Raw genomic sequence first — 16436 nt, 5'->3', positions numbered from 1 at the left:
GCGGGTCTCAGCGGCGTTATCTGTCAGGGTCAGCTGGTGCCGATGACAGGGCGTGCCGTGCGGCGTCGATGACTTCGGCGGTGGCTCGGCCGAGTCCGTTGAGTTTCATGACGCGCTCGCCCCGCATCTGGAGGCGCTGCGCCAGACCACGGGCCTCACGAGCTCGGGGAGCCGTGAGGGCCCCGCCGCGGGGTGTGCGCGTGGATCTCCGCCACCGTCTGCGGCTGATCATACGTTCGTCAACGACACCCGCGCTTCCAGGGCGGTCCAGTCCTGACTGCGCGGGGAAGATTGCGGATCAGCGAGGTACGGCGCGCACCCATTCGCGGCCGCCGTCGAGAAATCCGGAGACCGTCAGGCCGGCCCGGTCGAGCTCGCGGCCCAGACGGTCGTCGTCGAGGCGGCGGCTGAGGAAGGTATGGGTCCAGCGCCGCTCGCCGATGACGTACTCCATGGTGGCCTCCAGCAGATCTGGTCCGGGACGGCCGATGCCGGTCATGCGGACGGTGCGGCCGTCATCGGTCCGGCGTTCGAACGGTTGGACGGTGTCGTACCACTCGGGGGACTTGCGCTGCAGGATGACACAGCCGTCGTCGGCGACGTGCCGGCGGCAGGTACGCAGGAACGCAGCGCGCAGGTCGTCGTCGGCGGTCTCGACGACGAACGACATCAGCAGCACCAGATCGAAGGTCCGGGGCAGGGCCAGGGTCTGGATGCGGGAGTGGACGGTCTCGGCTCCGGTGATGTGGGCGAGCATCTCGGGGGATTCGTCGACGGCGACGACCTCGTGCCCGAGTTCCAGCAGGGGACGGGTAATGCGCCCGGTGCCGGCGCCGAGTTCGAGGATGCTCGCCCCGGGCGGGACAGCGGCGTGGATGAGCTCAGGTTCGCCGCCCGCGGTGAGGGTGGCGTAGTAGTCGACCGCGCAGCCGTCCGGGGTGATCGGTCCGGGGCCTGTGCCGTGATAGATCCGCTGTGAGGTCATGCTTCCCATTCTGGGGCGCCGCGGGCAGCCGGGGCGAAGGGCGGGGAGACGGTCAGCGAGTCATCGGCACCGCACGGGACGCCCTTGTCATCGGCACCAGCCGACCCTGGCAGATAACGCCGCTGGAACCCCGCCGAACAGCGCCGCACGGCACAGCTATCACCCCGGCCGGGCCGGAAGCGTAGGGGCTGCCGCGCCGCCTGCATGCCATGCAACGGGACCGCATGTCCGCTCCGAAAATCCCCGCAAACCGGACAGTGTGCCGCCCGCTCGTCGGCACTCCCGTTCCGCCCCGGACGTTTGTGCAGGTCACAGCGTCGGAGCCGGTTTCCATGCCGGGCAGAACCAGTGTTCTATCCGGTCACCGGACCAGATGGCGGCTAATCGCATGTTGTGGGCAGGGGCCAGTCGCAGAGCCTGACTTGGCGAAGGCGCTGGATGCCTATCCCCAGACCGGCCCGGGCTGGTGCCTGCCCACCTTGTGATCTGCCGTCGTCGTGTTCGGTGTGCCGGGCTGATGAGCCTGACTTCGGGAGGGTCCTCAAGACCTGACCCCAGACCGGCCCTCCTGACATTCTCCCGTCACGACCCCGGCTTTCGACGAGCGTGGTGTTCGTGGTTCGAGCCCGTCTGCGGGGTCGACCTCCCAAACGCGGCCGAGCCGGTGAGCTCTTGCAGCAGTAGGAGGCCCCGCGGATCGCTGGGGTCGCGAACGGCTGATCGGATGTCGGACCGGCCAGTCCTTCGATTAGCGGGCCGCGCGTCTCAGCTGCGGCTTTGAGCTGCACCGATGACCGGCTGCCTGTCCTGGGAGGAACATTGGCGAAGCTGTTCTGCGGGATCGACTGGGCCGAACACCACCACGACATCGTCACCGACGGCCTGCCCTGGATCGTGATGGAGCTGATCGACGGCCAATCACTGCACGAGCACCTCGACACCCAGGGGCCGTTGCCGGTGGAGCGGGCCGCGCAGCTCGCCGCGGGGCTGCTGGCAGCGCTGGGCGCGGCGCACCAGGCCGGCATCGTGCACCGCGACATCAAACCAGCCAACGTCATGCTCGCCAGGGACGGAAAGATCCTGCTCACCGACTTCGGGATCGCGGTTCACACCACCGACACCACTCTGACGACCACCGGGATGCTCATCGGCTTGCCCGAGTACATGGCCCCTGAACGGCTGCGCGGCATTGACGGGCTCCCCGCCAGTGACCTGTTCTCCCTTGGAGTGACCCTCTACCATGCCGTCGAGGGCATCTCGCCGTTCCGCCGCAACACCCAACCGGCAGTGTTGACCGCGGTCCTGCTGGAAGAGCCCCCGCCGCCACGCCGCGCAGGCCGATTCGCACCGCTCATCACCCGGCTGATCGACAAGGAGCCGCGCAACAGGCCGACTGTCGAGGAGGCGCTGGCCATGCTCGGCGAACAGCAGCCGAAGTTCGGCCTGCCCAGCAGGTGGAGATCAAGAAGGTCGCCAAGTCCAAGCCTGCCGAGCACGGGCTGCCCTTCGCCCGGTGGAGCCTGACCAAGCTGGCCGACTTCCTGGTGGCCGAGGGGGCGGTCGACGACATCAGCCATGAGGGCCTGCGCGAGCTTCTGTGCCCAAGTGAGCTGATCAGTACAGGTCACCGAGGTTCCAAGAAGACCGTGTCCTCGGCAGCGGAGACGCTACCGACTTTCGAGAACACACGTGATTCCGGCTTGAAACCCCAGCTCAGCACTTCCGAGAGCAGGGCCTCACTGCTACATGGCGGCTGAGGTCACGTTCGGGAGGAGGACGCCGTCATAGGCCGCAAAGTAGGGGCGTATCCCGAGGTCAGGGCGTCGTACCGGTGCCTGTCGGAATCCACGCGCCGAACGGACCCGAGTGGGGGCCAAGCGGGAATGGCCTGGCGGGTGAGTCGCCCGCCGCGGTCGGCGAGTCGAGGAAGAAGGGGCCCGGCGACGGAGGCGGAGCCGAGGACGACCCTTCGATCCAGGGGACTGACCGGCCGCCCGGCCCCGGTCACAGGAACAGGAACAGAGGGATCAACAGCAGGGGCAGCGCCAGGATGAGCATGAGACATCCCCCTGCCGGCGGGGTTCTGCGGGCCTGTTCATTCAGCTCCGCCATCATGCGCTGCTGTGCCGGGCAGCCCGGAGTCACGACGTCCTCACGGCTGAAGACGCGACAGGGCAGCCCTGTCATGAACTTGGGGTCGTACGGCCGTTGGCACATGGAGCAGATGGGGTCGCTCATCGTCCCTCCCGATGTCGTGATGGCCGGCCTGCACAGTGCGCCAACGCTACGGCACCCATGGGCGCCGTGACAGGGCCGCGGCCTCATCCGGCCACCCGCCCCGGCCCCCGGCCGCGGCGGGGCACCGAGGTGGGGGCCACGGGACCATGGGCGTCCCGTGGCCCCGTATCCGGCTCAGGACGCGGGCGCGGTCGTGGCCGAGGCGGGCGCGGCCGGTGTGCGGGCAGATGTCGGCGGCCGCCGGCCGCCTGGCCGGGACCGACGGCACGGCCCAGTGCTTCTTGGTCTGGCACCAGAGCAGTCAGGAGGTGACGTCGGCGCGGTTGCGGTTCCAGGTCTCAGCCGCGCTCGCCCCCCATAGCTCGGCGAGCGCGGCGCCGATCTCGGCGTCGGCGACCTCTGGGAGCGGCCGGTCGCGCCCGAGCAGGGCGATGACACGGTCGACGGCCGAGGCGTAGGCGCGGTGGGTGTTGGGGTTGGCCGTGCGCGAGGTGGCGAGGAAGGCGTCGGCGGCCGCGGCGAGGGTGACGTGCCCGCCGCGCCGCGCGGCGATCTTCGGGGCGGCGCTCATGCCGGCCGCGCGACTTCTGTTGTGATGTACCGGATAACGTGCCGGAGTCGCGCACCGTCCCGGCGAGGGGTCCTCCTGGTCGCCGCGCCGCCGTGATCGCTCATGTGCGTGATAATGAACCATTATCACCTGGATTGGTTAGGGATGATCTAGGCCCGATTCGGAGTCGGTGGGTGGCTGTTCGACCGGGAAGAAGATCGGGCTGAGCAGGTGTTGCGTGCGGTCCGGCGTTGGCTGGTTGGTCAACAGGGGCAGGATCACGCGACGGAACTCGCTGATCATCTCTTCCAGCTCGCCGCGGGTGAGCCAGACAGCGTGCTGCCGGTAGCCGACGAGATCCGCCACCGGGTCGACATCCTCGCGATCGAGGTAGGCGTTGAATTCAGCGACCAGGACGGCCATCGAGGTGGCGAAGGCGCGCCGGTGGTCGTCGGGCGTCATGGCCGCGAGTGCATCGGCGTCGAGGACGGCTCGGTCGTGGCGTAGCCGGTAGCGGCGCTCCACCGCGCCCCGCACCCGCCTCTCGCCCGCCACTTCCAGGATTCCGCTGGCCACGAGCAGGTCGACGTGCCGATAGACCATGGCCTTCGAGGTGTCGGGGATCCGTGCGCATAGCTGGCCGGTGGTGAGTTCCCGCTCTCCCCGCATCGCATGCACGATCCGCAGCCGCACCGGATGCGCCAGTAGCTCCAAAGTATCCACGATGCAACGGTCTCATGCTGTGCTACCGTTCGCAAAACAGTAGAAAGGATGGCGTCGGGATGACCAAGGGAACGGATCCGGCTGCGATCGCCACGGCGGTCGTCGAGATGGCGCGGAGTGGACGCTTTGCGGACATCGAGAAGCTATTTGCCCCGCCACTGCGAGCGGTGGTCTCCGCTGAGACGCTGCAAGTCGCCTGGGACAGTCAGCTCTCCAGGCTCGGGGCGATCTCCGCGGTCGGGGCGCCGATCAGCGAGCCGGCCCCCGAGAGCTGGGTGACCACATCGGGGAAGGCAGAGCTGGTCAGGGTGAGCGTCCCGGTGACGTACGAGCGTGGCGACCTGACGATGGTCATGTCGGTCGACGAGACCGGCCTGCTGCAGGGCCTGCAGCTCGCACCTCCGCTCACCGAGCCATGGACGCCGCCGTCGTACGCCCGCCGCAGGAGGTTCGACGAGCATGAGGTCACCGTGGGCTCCGGCGCGCTGGCCGTGCCCGGCACGTTGAGCCTGCCACGCGGGCGCGGCCCGTGGCCCGCGGCGGTGCTGCTCAGCGGCGGCGGGCCGTTCGACCGGGACGCCACCAGCGGCCCCAACAAGCCGCTCAAGGACCTGGCCTGGGGGCTGGCCAGCCGCGGCGTGGCCGTGCTGCGCTTCGACAAGGTGACCTGCGCCCACCCCAGCCAGGTGGCGGCGGACCCGGACTTCACCATGAGCGACGAGTACGTCCCGCACGCCGTCGCGGCTATCCACCTGCTCCAACGCCACCCGGCCGTCGACGCCGCGCGTGTGTATGTCGCAGGCCACAGCATGGGCGGCAAGGTGGCCCCGAGGGTCGCCGCTGCCGAGCCGTCGGTGGCCGGGCTGGTGCTCTTGGCCGCTGACACCCAGCCCATGCACCGTGCGGCCGTCCGCGTCATCCGGCACCTGGCCTCGCTCGATCCCGGCGCGCAGGCCGCAGTCGAGGCGATCACGCGGCAGGCCGCAGTTGTCGACAGCCCGCACCTGTCGGCCGCCACTCCCGCGGCGGAGCTGCCGTTCGGCTACTCGGGGGCGTACTGGCTCGACCTGCGCGGCTACGACCCGGTCGCGGCCGCGGCCGCGCTGGACAATCCGATGCTCATCCTGCAGGGCGGACGCGACTATCAGGTCACCGTCGCCGACGACCTCGCGGGCTGGCAGGCAGGCCTCGCCCACCGTACGGACGTCACCATCCGCGTCTACGACGCCGACGACCACCTGTTCTTCCCCGGCTCAGGCCCGTCCACGCCCGCGGACTACGACAAGCCCCAGCACGTGGATGCGGCCGTGGTCACCGACATCGCCGACTGGCTGGCACCGCGTCAATCGGCGATCGCCCGGCTCGTCTCCAGCTTCAAACGCTGACCATCTCACCGGCTGTGATCGCCCCGACGTAGATGGCGACCTGGTGCTGCTCCATCCCCGCCACCGGGCCCGGCACCTGCTGCGTCACCGCTCATCTCCCGCTCGTGCCGTGCCATGCCCGAGGTGACGGTACCGGGGCGCCTGCCCGGTCCGGAACGGGGGGCGAGGAGAGTGCCGCGCTCGAGGTCAGCACCCGCAGTCGCTCCCACCACCCCCGCAGGCGCCCCTCGTGGCCGCGCTGGTGGCCGTGCGCGGAGTTCGCCGGCGGTGCAGCCACCACATGGTGTCTGTTCAGGCCGCGGTGAGGTCGAGCCGGGTCTCCATGTCCAGCCGGAACCGGCCGTAGGGGTTCATGTGCGCCCAGAACAATGGGCCGAGCGCGCGCCGGTCTTCTTCCGCCAGCTTGCCGGCCCACTGCGGATCTCGCAGAACGGCCTGTAGGAGGGGGACCGGTAGTAATCGCGGAAATCCAACGGATATGCCCTTTACCTGTGCTGATGTGAGGGCGCCGCAGGGCTGGCGTGCCGGTTGGTAGATACGGCGGGCAGGCTGAGGATGCCGCTGACCTTGCCCGGGTACTCCAGGTCGACGCTGGTCAGCGATATCCGTTGGATTTTCGGCGATTACTACCGGACCCCCTAGACGGCTGGATTCCCGTCAGGTGGTTCCGTAAGCCCACGAGGAACAGTCGTCGCTGCCGTCGTAGCAGAGCTTGATCTTGATGTCGTTGTCCTCGCCGAGGTCCCCATCAGCGCCCAGCTGGATGGTGTGGCCCTCGTCAGGGCCGTCCCAGTTGATATTCCACGCGTACCACTTCCCCGCCTCCGACCGATACTCCACGCGCACGAACATGTTGTCGTCGTTGCTGAAGCCGGAGAGGACCTCGTCATAGGCGTGGAAGTGCACGTGGGTCTCTTGGTCGCGGATCTCGACTGAGGCGTCCCGGCCGCCATTATCGTCGGGCTCGGGGCGGCTGTAGCTCTTGACTATCCAGTCCGTCTCGTGCGCCGTCGAAGTAGCGATCTTCGAGGTGCTGACCGGGGAGAAAGACGTGGGCTGGAGCTGGGCGGCGGCCGGGCCTGCGGTCGCCGTCGGCATGAGCAGACCGGCCAGCAGTGTGCCCGCAACGGCCAGGACCTGTCTGTTGCCCCCCGCAGTGGATGAGCGGCTGACGATTCCCATGAGTGTGTTCCCTTCTTCGAGCAGCTTCAGAGCCTCCGGGCATCGGCCCCGAGTCCGGCCCCTGGAGGGGATCCAGTCCACAACGTGATGGCATCCCTGGTCCACGTGTTCCTGCCTGAGCAGGAACACGCAGCTCACAGCCATGGAAGACGACGGCGCCGGGCTCAGCGAGCGCGAGATCGCCGCACAGTGCCGACGGCCGGCGCGGTACGCACCATCTCCCCCCGCGCGGTGCCGGCCCCGGACGACGCCGGGGTCGGGGTGGTCAGGGCCGGGTCGGCCAGCAGCCCCCACAAGGTGCCGCCCACGGCCGCGCCGACCAGCACGATCACGGGGATGATCCACCAGGCCGCCGGACGCGGCACGCGCATCACCGGCGGGGCGGCAAACACGACGGCGGGCACGGCGACGTATGGGTAACGGCATCCCTCCATTCCAGCCGCCGGCGGCCTGCATCCGGCCGGACGCTACATGATCGTTTGGTTATGACGGCCTGGAAGGGCCCCACTCGGCTTGATCTGGACCAACCCGGCCTCGTTGATGATCTCGAGAACTCGATGTCGGTCTGAAGTGGCCCCACCCCGGATGCGGTCGGAATATGGCGGGTCGCACCCGCACTTACGTCCTCAGGAAGGCCGGAACCGAGAACAGGGGGCCGGTTATCACGTTGCGGCAGCCTGGAAGGTTCGCGATCATCGAGGGCATGAGGCCACAGCCGGTGATCAATTGCGGAGAGGTCACCTTGCGGCGCTGGGGGTCGAAGGAGGACTTCGAGGTCCTGTTCCGTCTGATCGAGGAGTCGCTGGATCATCTGCGTCCGTGGATGCCGTGGGTGGCAGGACACAGCACGCAGGCCACCGCCGACTTCCTCGCGTGCTGCGGGTCGCAATGGGACAGCGGCGAGGCCTACAACTATGCGATCACCTGTCGCGGCGCCGTCGTCGGCAGCTGCTCGATGTACGGCGACGCCGATCCCAGTGGCCGGGAGATCGGATACTGGTTGCATCCAGCCGCGACCGGTCGCGGTCTGGCGACCCTGGCCGCGACGGTTCTGACCGTGGAGGCGTTCACACTGCCGGATGTGGCCTATGTCGAGATCGTCCATGATGTCGCCAACACCGCCAGCGGCGCGGTGGCTCGGCGCGCAGGCTTCGTCGAGGTCAGGCGTCAAGAGGCCCGGCTTCCGCTCGCTCCCTGCGAAAGCGGCGTCGACGTGGTCTGGCGAATGTCTCGCACACCGCAATCGTAGAAACGCGATCGAGCATGCTGGGTGTCCAGCCGGTTACCGGGCGTTCCGGTGGAGCCGCCCGCATGTCTTTCCGCCGTATCCCAGCCGCACCCCACTCGAGATGTGGCGTCCGAAGGGATGTGACGACCCCGCCTTCGGGATCCGGAGCGAGGGCATCGTCCGTCCTGTGCCACGCCCGGGCCCCCGCGCCCGCTGGGCGGGCGATGCCCTCGCGTGGGAGGGGTTCGGGGGCGGTAGGCCCCGAGTCCACAGGCCGAACCGTCGTCGGCCCCGCCTGCCCCAGGGTGGGGCCAGATCAAGCCGTCACGCCAATCCGCCGAAGATCGTTAAATGGGTCCAGGGCCTCGCGGTCGAGTCGATGCGCAGGGCGGGACGCCGCATCGACGACGAGGTCCTGGCCCACATCTCCCCGGCGCACAGCGAGAACATCAACTTCTTCGGCGCACTCAGGGGCCCCTTCAGAGTAGGCGCCGAAAAACAACGCTTAGCTGCGTCGGCGCTGGGAGAGGTAGGTACTCGCGGATCTTGCCGGGCACGTGCGGCCGCTGGTCGCCGAGCGAGACGCCCAAGCGTCGGGAACTGGTTGGCGATCTCCAGCGCGGTGAGGGGGCCTGGCTGGCGCTATAGCTGTGTGACCAGGCGTTCGGGGACCCAGATCGCTCACACTCCTGCTCGCGCAGCGAACGCGTCGAGCGCTACCGCAACGCCTCTGCGAAAGTAGACAGCCTCTGTCGCAGGTGGCCGTGGAATGCCTTCCCGTCCGGGCAGACGGCAGCAGCGGTCGGGGAGAGTCGGCCATGGGTGCGCCGCTGCCCGTACGAGGGTGAAGTCGAGATCCGGTGGGTCGCGCTCGAGCCCAGCCGAGTACGCCGTGCCGGGTCCGGGACGCGAGGACTACCTGCGGACGCAGATCGCGCACCGATTAGGTTTCCGCGCCGTGCCCGTCTGTACGTGTGAGATCGACTCACAGGAGGCTGGCACGATGCGGAAACTGATCTTCGGCATGAACCTGAGCCTGGACGGCTACATCGCCGCGCCCGGCGACGACCTCGGCTGGAGCGTACCGAGCGACGAGCTGTTCCAGTGGTGGTCCGACCGGGTGGGGGCGACCGGCCTGGCGCTGTACGGGCGCAAACTGTGGGAGACGATGAGCTCCCACTGGCCGACCGCCGACCAGCAGCCCGGCGCCACACCGGCGGAGATCGAGTACGCCCGCCGCTGGCGGGACATGCCGAAGGTGGTGTTCTCCTCGACGACCAGCACGGTCGACTGGAACACCCGCCTGGTCACCGGCGACGCGGTCGCCGAGATCACCCGGCTCAAGGCCGAAGACGGCGGCCCCATGGACATCGGCGGCGCCACACTTGCCGCAGCGGCCATGCGGGCCGGGCTGATCGACGAGTACGTGCTGGTCACCGCACCGGCCTTGGTGGGCGGCGGTACGCCGTTCTTCACGGCCCTGGACAGCTGGGTGAACCTGAACCTGGTGGAGACGCGGACGTTTCCCGGCGGCGTGGTGCTGACCCGATACGAGACGAGGCGATGAGCACGGGGCCAGATGCTCGGCTCGTGAGACCAGGTCCTGGGCTCGTGAGGCCAGGTCGAGATCCTTCCTGGCGTGCTCACCGTGCCCCTCGGCTATGAGGGGACCTTCCTTGCGTTCCGAGTGAGCTGTTGACCGACTTGCTGGAGATGAGGGCGACGGCGTCGTTGATCGTGACGATGTTCTTCGGGCATGAAGATGCCCCGCCGGCAACGCCGGCGGGGCGGTGGTGTTCACGTTGTCGCGTTGGTGTTCAGCTGGTCGGGGTGCTCATTCCGCGGTGACTTCGGTGACGGCGGCCCGTGCGCTGGACTCGTCGACGATGGGGACTCGTCTGATCACAGTGTCGGGGGCAGGCCCAGCCATGGTTTGTCGGTGGCGTCGAATCCGGTGAGCTCGGCGACCTTCCCGTCGACGATGTGCAGGACCGCGATGGTGAACAGCCGGTACTCCGGGTCGTCGGGGGTGCGGAGGTACAGCACGGCGGCAGGCATGCGGTTGACCGTCGTGGTGATACAGCGCCAGTCGTCGTAGCCGCGCTGGAAGAGCCCACTGGAGACCCAGCCGTCCACCGCGTCCTTGGCCGTCATGATCAAAGTGCCCGGCTCGGGCAGCATCGCGAAGCGCAGGTCGTCGCGGAGCAGGGACACCAGCCCGTCGAGGTCGTTGCGCTCATGGGCGTCGATATACGACTTCACCACGCCGCGCTCGTCATTCGACAGCTCGTGGGTGGCGGGGCTCCGCCAGTCGAGGCGGCGGTCGGGCAGCTGCTCGCGCATCGTCACACGGGCCCGCTGCAGTGCGCTGGTCACCGATGCGACGGTCAGTTCGAGGGCGTCGGCGGCTTTCGACGCCGGCCAGCCGAGGACGTCGCGCAGGATGAACACCGCTCGCTGCCGCGGCGGCAGGTGCTGGACGGCGACGATGAACGCCAGCTCGATCGTCTCCCGCGCCACCACCGATTCCTGCGGGTCCTCGGGGAGCATCCGGTCGGGGTACGGCTGCAGGTACTGCACCTCGGAGCCGGGGTCCGGCAGCTCGGACGGTACGGGTGTGCGGTCGTTGCGCTTCTCCAGGAAGTCGAGACAGGCGTTCGTCGCGATCCGGTACAGCCAGGTCCGCAGGGTCGCGTGGCCCTTGAACGACTCCCGCTTGTTCCACGCTCGCAGGAACGTCTCCTGCGTCATGTCCTGGGCGTCCTCGTAGTTCGCGAGCATCCGGTAGCAGTGCACCTGCAGCTCACGCCGGTGGCGCTCCGTGATGAGTGCGAACCGCGCCGTGTCGCCTGAGCGGACCGCCGCGCGGAACGTGGCCTCGTCGGCGCCCAGCGGTCTGGTGTCGGTCATGGTCATCAATCCTTCCACCGGTGCGAGGGGCTAGCAGAACTGACGACGTGGCGGAGGATTTCTGATCGGTGAAGCCGCTGACACCGGGCTGTTCGCCAGGCCGGATGGGTCGGGGTCGATCCAGGGGACGTGCTCCGGGTCGGGCACACCCTCGATGTCGAGGTGGGGCCAGCACGGCTAAGCGTTGTTTTTCGGCGCCTGCTATTTAGGGGCCGCATCGGCGCGCCTCCGACCGCGATGCCAAATCAGACGCCGCCTCGGCGAGGTCAGTCACCCGCGCGGCCTCGCCGAGGTCGGACAGCACGCCTAACCGACGGTTCAGACCGGCGGTGGCGCGGTCACAGCGTCGGGCTGAGCTTGGAGTTGCTTCATGTCGGTGGCATCCGACCGGCGGAGAACAAAGATCTTCGCCAGCGCGATGAGGCTGGGGCCGGTGAGGAGCGCTGCCAGCCACAGCTGTCCGTTGACGCCGCCGACAACTGCGCCGGTGAGCATGCCGATCGCGATGGCGACGGAGCCGCAGGTCCGTGCCCCGGTCGTCCTCGTCTTCGCCGATCCTGCCGTTGTCAGACAATGCCGTATTGTCTGACAACGGCAGGATCGGCTCCTGCGGGAACACCCGTGCGGGCCGTACACCGAAGGCACCCAGCGCCGACTCGACGGCATCGAGGTCCAGCGCGGTACCTGGACACCCAGCGCCGACGAACTCGCAGACCGCATGACCACTCGGTGATCGTGCCGCCTGCCCGGTCGGATCATCGCTGGTCAGCGCCATATCCGCCCGATTTTCGGCGAGTACTACGGGGACCCCGGGTTCGACGGCGCTGACGCGGACGTGCTGGGCGACCACGACCGTGCCCCCTCCGGTGACCACGACCGCCACCGCGCCACCGCAGTCCGCCATGTCTTGCGGACTGCGCGCCGGTGCCGGGGCCTTCCACCGGCACCCGGCCGAGCAGTTCTCCCGCCACCACGACGACCCGCTGCAGGCCTACCTGCATGCCGCACCGTAACCAGGGGTGTTGCGCTGAGATCGTCTCATGGTCGCAGACGGCTCTGGGAGCAGGCTCCCAGAGTGGAATCCTCCGAAACGCCGAGGAAACCCAGAGCGCGGGGAGTGAGGCTGGAGGCATGATCGTTAAAGCTCTGGGACTCGCACTGGCCGCGGCCCTGTTGCCCGGCGCACCAACCCCTCCGCACGGCCCGCATGAGTGCGCGAATGCGAGCGCGCGCTGCGACGGCAGCATCGACGTCCCCCTTGACTGGGGGGACGCCTCCTCCGAACGGCTTTCCGTAGGCTTCGCCTGGATCCCGGCCAAGGACGCCGACGGGACGGTGGTGGCCAACCTCGGCGGGCCCACCCGGGCCCTGCCGACCGTGCCCGAGCTTCAGCGGATTCTCGGGCCCGTGCTCGAGCGGAAGAACTTGCTGGTCATGGATCCGCGCGGGCTCGGGAAGTCCACGCCGCCGCTGTGCCCGGGAACCGACCTCGGCAGGCCCGAGACCATCGCCGCCTGCGCCAAGAGCGTGGGTCCGAAGGGCGCGTACTTCACCGCCGACCAGGCCGCGCACGATCTCGACGCCCTACGGCGGGCGCTCGGCCTCGGCAAGGTGAGCTTCTTCGGCAACTCCTACGGCACCCTGTACGCCCAGGCGTACGCGGCCCGGTACCCGCGCAGCCTGGACGCGGTGTTCCTGGACAGCTCCATGGTCGTGGACCGCGACGGGTACGCGCGCTGGCCGTCCCAGGTCCAGCTCGGCCATCTCGATCTCGTCTGCGGGCGGTCGAAGGCATGCGACGCACTGCCGGATAGCGCCTCCGGTGCCTGGACACAGCTAGTGGACCGGCTGCGGGAACGGCCCGACCCGGAGGTCTCGGTGTTCCAGACCCTGGCGCTGAGCGGGGTGTCCGAGCCGGTGTTCGGCAGGGAGTCCACCGCGGCCGCGGACGCCTACCTGCGCGGCGACCCGGCTCCGCTGCGCCGTCTGGCTCGGCTGATTCCCAAAACCCTTCCTCCGGACAACGATCCACATCTTGCCGGGTATTTGGGCTATCGCTGCGGCGACGGCACCTTCCCGTTCGACCGGCTGGCGCCGGCAGCCGAGCGCGAGGCCCAGGCCATGCGGTACTACGAGCGGATACGCCCACTGGCGCCCTATCAGATCACCGACATCTTCCCCGGGATCGGCAGTGTGGAGCCGTGCATCAACTGGCCGACTCCGCGCCACAGCCCGCCGCGCCCGCCCGGACAAGCACTGCCCGCAGTACCCGTCCTGGTGATGGCGGGGGACTTCGACCTCAACAGCCCCACCGATGTGGCGCGTTCGGTGCGGGCCTTCCCGAAAGCGACCGTCGTCCGCGTCCCGTTCGGGCGGCATGGGCTGTCCTTTTCTCCGGGGCCGATGGGTGATTGCGTGCGCGCCACGCTGCGTACCTTCCTGACCACGAAGCGGGTGTCCGACCAGGGGTGCGGCGGCGAGAACTACCGCGCGGTCGGCGCCTTCCCGCAACAGGTCAGGGACATGCCGCCGCATCCGGCCCGCAAGCTCAGCACCGCCCAGCGGCGGATGCTCGCGGCCACCTTCGCCACCGCCGCGGACGCCACCGCCCGCCGCAACCCCAACGGCTACTTCTACACAAGGGTGCAGAACGAGCCGGGGCTACGCGGCGGCCAGGTCGCCTTCGGCCAGGACATCACACTCGACGGGGTGCGGTTCGTGCGCGACCTACGGGTCAGCGGCCCGATCAAGCTCACCCCGGACGGCCGCGCCACCGCCACGCTCCGCGCCGAGACCGGCAAACGCACCCACGAGGTGGCGCTGACCTGGACGGCGTTCTCCACCCGACCGTCCCTGTCCGGCACCTTCGACGGCATCCCCTTCGACTAGACCATACGCCTCCTCGGATATGAACCGGCGGCCGATATCGCTATTGGACAAGATCCATGTCGAGCTGTTTTGCTCCTGCTCTCTGACCGCGATCAGCAAGGAACGACGACATGCGATATCTCCGCATCCGTGCCGGACTCGCCACCGCCTCCTCACTCCTGGTCGGCGGTGCCGTGAGCACGGGGACGGCCTCAGCGACTCAGCACAGACACCGCGTTGTAGCCAGACTCACGGCGACGTGACGTGACTCGAGTTTTCAGCGTGCGCGCGGTACGAACCTTCATGAGGATCGTGTGTTTCTTCAGATGCCCCCGTGTCTTCGACACGACGCTGGTGATCGTGCTCTCCGTCCCGGTGCTCCTGAGCATGACCTCTGTGATCGTCTCGGGCGAGACACGGGCGACGCTGACCGCTGGGCTCCATGTGGCGGGTTCCCTGTGCCTGCTCATGAGGCGTGGCCGGCCGATCCTGACCGCCGAGCTGGTGGCCGCGCTAGGAGTCGTGGGCATCACGACGCAGTCGCTGTCCTTCATCAGCCTGCCCTCGTGCATCGCGTACTACAGCCTGGGCCGCTACACCACCAGCCGGCCGACACTGATCACCTCGGCGACGGTCTTCGTCATCTACGCGATCGATACGGAGCTGTTCCGCGCCGCGACGGGCGGCTGGTTGGGGTCCCTGCTCGCCGTCTCCGTGCCCGTGGGCATCGGCCAGTTCGTCCGGCTCAGGACCGAGCTCAACGAGCGCAGCAGGCAAGAGGCCGCCGACGCCGCCGTGCGCGCCGAGCGGCGGCGCATCGCCAGGGAACTGCACGACGTGGTCGCCCACCACATCACCGTGATCAACGCCCTGGTCGGCGGCGCGCGGGCCACGCTCCCACCCGGGCAGGACGTCACCAAGGACGCTCTGGAGAGCGCCGAACAGACGGCCCGCCAGGCGATGTCGGAGATGCGCCGCCTGCTCGACGTGCTCAGGGTCGACGGCAACGAAGGACCGGACGCCGCGACGGGGGTGAGCGCGGAGCAGCTGCCCGTACTGATCAAGGAGGCGAGGTCGTCGGGACTGCCCGCCAGCCTGACGGTGACCGGCGAGCCCATCGAGCTGCCCGCCGCCGTGGACCACGCCGTCTACCGCATCGTGCAGGAGGCGCTGACCAACACGCGCAAGCACGCCGTCAGTGCCAGGGCCAGCGTGCGGCTGGCGTACGAGCCGGCCGCGGTGGAGGTCGAGGTGATCGACGACGGCCTGGCGCAGGAGACCGGCGCGCCGGGATTCGGGCTCGGCGGCATGGCCGAGCGGGTGGCGTTGTGCGGAGGCCGGCTCGCCACCGGCTCGCGTCCGGAGGGCGGCTTCCGGGTGCACGCCCGCATCCCCCTGGAGAGATCATGATCAGAGTTCTGCTGGCCGACGACCACGAGCTGGTGCGTAAGGGCTTCAAGCTGATGCTGGACGCCCAGCCCGACCTGAACGTGGTCGGCGAGGCCGCCGACGGCGTGGAGGCGGTGGAGCTGAGCAGGAGACTCCGGCCGGACGTGGTGCTCATGGACCTGCACATGCCCAGCCTGGACGGCGTGCGCGCCACCGAGCTGATCACCGCGGAACTACCGGGCGTTCGGGTGCTCGCGCTGAGCACGTTCGACCTGGACGAGAACGTGGTCGCGGCGCTGAGGGCGGGCGCCGACGGTTTCCTGCCCAAGGACATCTCCTTCGAGGAACTGATCGAGGGCGTACGCGTGGTGCACCGCGGCGAGTCGGCCGTCGCGCCTCGTCTGCTGACCAGGCTCATCGGCGCGTTCGTCCGCGCCTCGCGCCCGAGGGCGGTGCCCGCCGAGCTGGCCGGGCTGACCGACAGGGAGCGGGAGATCCTCGTGCTGATCGCCCGCGGCCGCTCGAACCCGGAGATCTCCGCCGGCCTGTCCGTCTCCCCGTCGACCGTCAAGAACCACGTGACGAGCCTGTTCGCCAAGCTAGGCGTCAAGGATCGGGCTCAGGCCGTGATCGTCGCGTACGAGGCGGCATTGATCCAACCTGGAGAGTAGGACCAGGATCCTAGAGAGTCCTTGCCCGAGAACGATTCCCGGGTAGGAAGGAACCGGCCGCCCGCGACGGCACGCTGGAATCATGATCGCGATCCGAACAACGAAGCTGAGTAAGCGCCACGGCGGCGCCACCGCGGTGGCGGACCTGTCGTTCGACGTCGAGCCCGGTAAGGTGACCGGCTTCCTGGACCCCAACGGGGCCGGCAAGTCCAGGGGCATGACGAGCATCGGAACTGTGATTCTTGACCTACGGCCCGGCTGGGCCTGCCACGCTCGACGCTGGCACCTGGTATGACCCGCATTCGGA

The 16436-nt window shown here is 68.8% G+C and carries 18 protein-coding genes; 10 read left to right on the top strand and 8 right to left on the bottom strand.

The window, feature by feature from the left end; translation table 11 throughout:
• Positions 1 to 298: 298 nt before the first annotated feature.
• On the bottom strand, positions 299 to 985 hold the full coding sequence (locus ACZ6R6_RS45810; RefSeq protein ID WP_470103451.1) for a class I SAM-dependent methyltransferase: 687 nt from the start codon (positions 983 to 985) through the stop codon (positions 299 to 301).
• Positions 986 to 1804: 819 nt separating this feature from the next.
• On the opposite strand from ACZ6R6_RS45810, the gene ACZ6R6_RS45805 reads away from it, so the two are divergent.
• Together ACZ6R6_RS45805 and ACZ6R6_RS45800 are read left to right on the top strand one after the other, a co-directional pair.
• Positions 1805 to 2509: a serine/threonine-protein kinase gene (locus ACZ6R6_RS45805; RefSeq protein ID WP_470103449.1), complete on the top strand. Its 705-nt coding sequence runs from the start codon at positions 1805 to 1807 to the stop codon at positions 2507 to 2509.
• The gene (locus ACZ6R6_RS45800) at positions 2440 to 2742 is read left to right on the top strand and encodes a hypothetical protein (protein WP_470103484.1); all 303 of its coding nucleotides are present in this window, start codon (positions 2440 to 2442) and stop codon (positions 2740 to 2742) included. The genes ACZ6R6_RS45805 and ACZ6R6_RS45800 overlap by 70 nt, the downstream gene beginning before the upstream one ends.
• A 247-nt stretch (positions 2743 to 2989) precedes the next feature.
• On the opposite strand, the gene ACZ6R6_RS45795 is transcribed toward ACZ6R6_RS45800, so the two are convergent.
• The 3 genes from ACZ6R6_RS45795 to ACZ6R6_RS45785 all read right to left on the bottom strand — a co-directional run bounded on the left by ACZ6R6_RS45795 (position 2990) and on the right by ACZ6R6_RS45785 (position 4496).
• Complete coding sequence (locus tag ACZ6R6_RS45795; protein WP_470103448.1) at positions 2990 to 3223, bottom strand: hypothetical protein; 234 nt, start codon at positions 3221 to 3223, stop codon at positions 2990 to 2992.
• A 301-nt stretch (positions 3224 to 3524) separates the two neighbouring features.
• A complete protein-coding gene (locus ACZ6R6_RS45790; protein ID WP_470103446.1) occupies positions 3525 to 3794 on the bottom strand; it encodes a hypothetical protein in 270 nt (89 codons plus the stop codon).
• A gap of 138 nt (positions 3795 to 3932) precedes the next feature.
• Complete coding sequence (locus tag ACZ6R6_RS45785) at positions 3933 to 4496, bottom strand: helix-turn-helix domain-containing protein (protein ID WP_470103445.1); 564 nt, start codon at positions 4494 to 4496, stop codon at positions 3933 to 3935.
• 59 nt (positions 4497 to 4555) lie between these two features.
• Between ACZ6R6_RS45785 and ACZ6R6_RS45780 the strand changes: the two genes are divergently transcribed.
• Positions 4556 to 5881, top strand: a complete 1326-nt coding sequence (locus ACZ6R6_RS45780) for an alpha/beta hydrolase (RefSeq protein WP_470103444.1) — start codon at positions 4556 to 4558, stop codon at positions 5879 to 5881.
• 657 nt (positions 5882 to 6538) lie between these two features.
• On the opposite strand, the gene ACZ6R6_RS45775 is transcribed toward ACZ6R6_RS45780, so the two are convergent.
• Entirely contained in the window at positions 6539 to 7063 is a 525-nt protein-coding gene (locus ACZ6R6_RS45775; protein ID WP_470103443.1) for a hypothetical protein, read from the bottom strand.
• A 164-nt stretch (positions 7064 to 7227) separates the two neighbouring features.
• Entirely contained in the window at positions 7228 to 7467 is a 240-nt protein-coding gene (locus ACZ6R6_RS45770; RefSeq protein WP_470103442.1) for a hypothetical protein, read from the bottom strand.
• A gap of 299 nt (positions 7468 to 7766) precedes the next feature.
• On the opposite strand from ACZ6R6_RS45770, the gene ACZ6R6_RS45765 reads away from it, so the two are divergent.
• Together ACZ6R6_RS45765 and ACZ6R6_RS45760 are read left to right on the top strand one after the other, a co-directional pair.
• Positions 7767 to 8312, top strand: a complete 546-nt coding sequence (locus ACZ6R6_RS45765) for a GNAT family N-acetyltransferase (RefSeq protein ID WP_470103441.1) — start codon at positions 7767 to 7769, stop codon at positions 8310 to 8312.
• A gap of 982 nt (positions 8313 to 9294) precedes the next feature.
• Positions 9295 to 9858 (top strand): dihydrofolate reductase family protein, encoded by a 564-nt coding sequence (locus ACZ6R6_RS45760; RefSeq protein ID WP_470103440.1) that lies wholly within the window; start codon positions 9295 to 9297, stop codon positions 9856 to 9858.
• Positions 9859 to 10193: 335 nt separating this feature from the next.
• Here the strand turns inward: ACZ6R6_RS45760 and ACZ6R6_RS45755 are convergent, their stop codons facing one another.
• Together ACZ6R6_RS45755 and ACZ6R6_RS45750 are read right to left on the bottom strand one after the other, a co-directional pair.
• On the bottom strand, positions 10194 to 11201 hold the full coding sequence (locus ACZ6R6_RS45755; RefSeq protein ID WP_470103439.1) for an RNA polymerase subunit sigma-70: 1008 nt from the start codon (positions 11199 to 11201) through the stop codon (positions 10194 to 10196).
• Positions 11202 to 11519: 318 nt separating this feature from the next.
• Positions 11520 to 11696 carry a hypothetical protein gene (locus ACZ6R6_RS45750; protein ID WP_470103438.1) on the bottom strand — a complete coding sequence of 59 codons (177 nt, stop codon included), beginning with the start codon at positions 11694 to 11696 and terminating at the stop codon, positions 11520 to 11522.
• 371 nt (positions 11697 to 12067) lie between these two features.
• Between ACZ6R6_RS45750 and ACZ6R6_RS45745 the strand changes: the two genes are divergently transcribed.
• From ACZ6R6_RS45745 to ACZ6R6_RS45725, 5 genes are all read left to right on the top strand, one after another.
• On the top strand, positions 12068 to 12214 hold the full coding sequence (locus ACZ6R6_RS45745; protein WP_470103436.1) for a hypothetical protein: 147 nt from the start codon (positions 12068 to 12070) through the stop codon (positions 12212 to 12214).
• 118 nt (positions 12215 to 12332) lie between these two features.
• Positions 12333 to 14090 carry an alpha/beta fold hydrolase gene (locus ACZ6R6_RS45740; RefSeq protein ID WP_470103434.1) on the top strand — a complete coding sequence of 586 codons (1758 nt, stop codon included), beginning with the start codon at positions 12333 to 12335 and terminating at the stop codon, positions 14088 to 14090.
• A gap of 291 nt (positions 14091 to 14381) precedes the next feature.
• Positions 14382 to 15479 carry a sensor histidine kinase gene (locus ACZ6R6_RS45735; protein WP_470103432.1) on the top strand — a complete coding sequence of 366 codons (1098 nt, stop codon included), beginning with the start codon at positions 14382 to 14384 and terminating at the stop codon, positions 15477 to 15479.
• Positions 15476 to 16129 (top strand): response regulator, encoded by a 654-nt coding sequence (locus tag ACZ6R6_RS45730; RefSeq protein WP_470103431.1) that lies wholly within the window; start codon positions 15476 to 15478, stop codon positions 16127 to 16129. Before ACZ6R6_RS45735 ends, ACZ6R6_RS45730 begins: the two co-directional genes overlap by 4 nt.
• A gap of 82 nt (positions 16130 to 16211) precedes the next feature.
• Entirely contained in the window at positions 16212 to 16424 is a 213-nt protein-coding gene (locus ACZ6R6_RS45725) for a hypothetical protein (protein WP_470103429.1), read from the top strand.
• Positions 16425 to 16436 lie beyond the last annotated feature (12 nt).

The sequence above is a fragment of the Streptosporangium sp. NPDC048886 genome (genome assembly GCF_055586905.1).
The sequence above is the reverse complement of the archived record's forward strand: the minus strand, read 5'-3'. Positions and strand labels throughout refer to the sequence as shown.

What these genes read in the sequence shown, in the direction of transcription:
- ACZ6R6_RS45765 (WP_470103441.1), top strand. Translation starts at nt 7,767, where the DNA reads ATGAGGCCACAGCCGGTGATCAATTGCGGAGAGGTCACCTTGCGGCGC.
- ACZ6R6_RS45795 (WP_470103448.1), bottom strand. Translation starts at nt 3,223, where the DNA reads ATGAGCGACCCCATCTGCTCCATGTGCCAACGGCCGTACGACCCCAAG.
- ACZ6R6_RS45755 (WP_470103439.1), bottom strand. Translation starts at nt 11,201, where the DNA reads ATGACCGACACCAGACCGCTGGGCGCCGACGAGGCCACGTTCCGCGCG.
- ACZ6R6_RS45780 (WP_470103444.1), top strand. Translation starts at nt 4,556, where the DNA reads ATGACCAAGGGAACGGATCCGGCTGCGATCGCCACGGCGGTCGTCGAG.
- ACZ6R6_RS45740 (WP_470103434.1), top strand. Translation starts at nt 12,333, where the DNA reads ATGATCGTTAAAGCTCTGGGACTCGCACTGGCCGCGGCCCTGTTGCCC.
- ACZ6R6_RS45760 (WP_470103440.1), top strand. Translation starts at nt 9,295, where the DNA reads ATGCGGAAACTGATCTTCGGCATGAACCTGAGCCTGGACGGCTACATC.
- ACZ6R6_RS45775 (WP_470103443.1), bottom strand. Translation starts at nt 7,063, where the DNA reads ATGGGAATCGTCAGCCGCTCATCCACTGCGGGGGGCAACAGACAGGTC.
- ACZ6R6_RS45730 (WP_470103431.1), top strand. Translation starts at nt 15,476, where the DNA reads ATGATCAGAGTTCTGCTGGCCGACGACCACGAGCTGGTGCGTAAGGGC.
- ACZ6R6_RS45790 (WP_470103446.1), bottom strand. Translation starts at nt 3,794, where the DNA reads ATGAGCGCCGCCCCGAAGATCGCCGCGCGGCGCGGCGGGCACGTCACC.
- ACZ6R6_RS45810 (WP_470103451.1), bottom strand. Translation starts at nt 985, where the DNA reads ATGACCTCACAGCGGATCTATCACGGCACAGGCCCCGGACCGATCACC.
- ACZ6R6_RS45750 (WP_470103438.1), bottom strand. Translation starts at nt 11,696, where the DNA reads ATGCTCACCGGCGCAGTTGTCGGCGGCGTCAACGGACAGCTGTGGCTG.
- ACZ6R6_RS45725 (WP_470103429.1), top strand. Translation starts at nt 16,212, where the DNA reads ATGATCGCGATCCGAACAACGAAGCTGAGTAAGCGCCACGGCGGCGCC.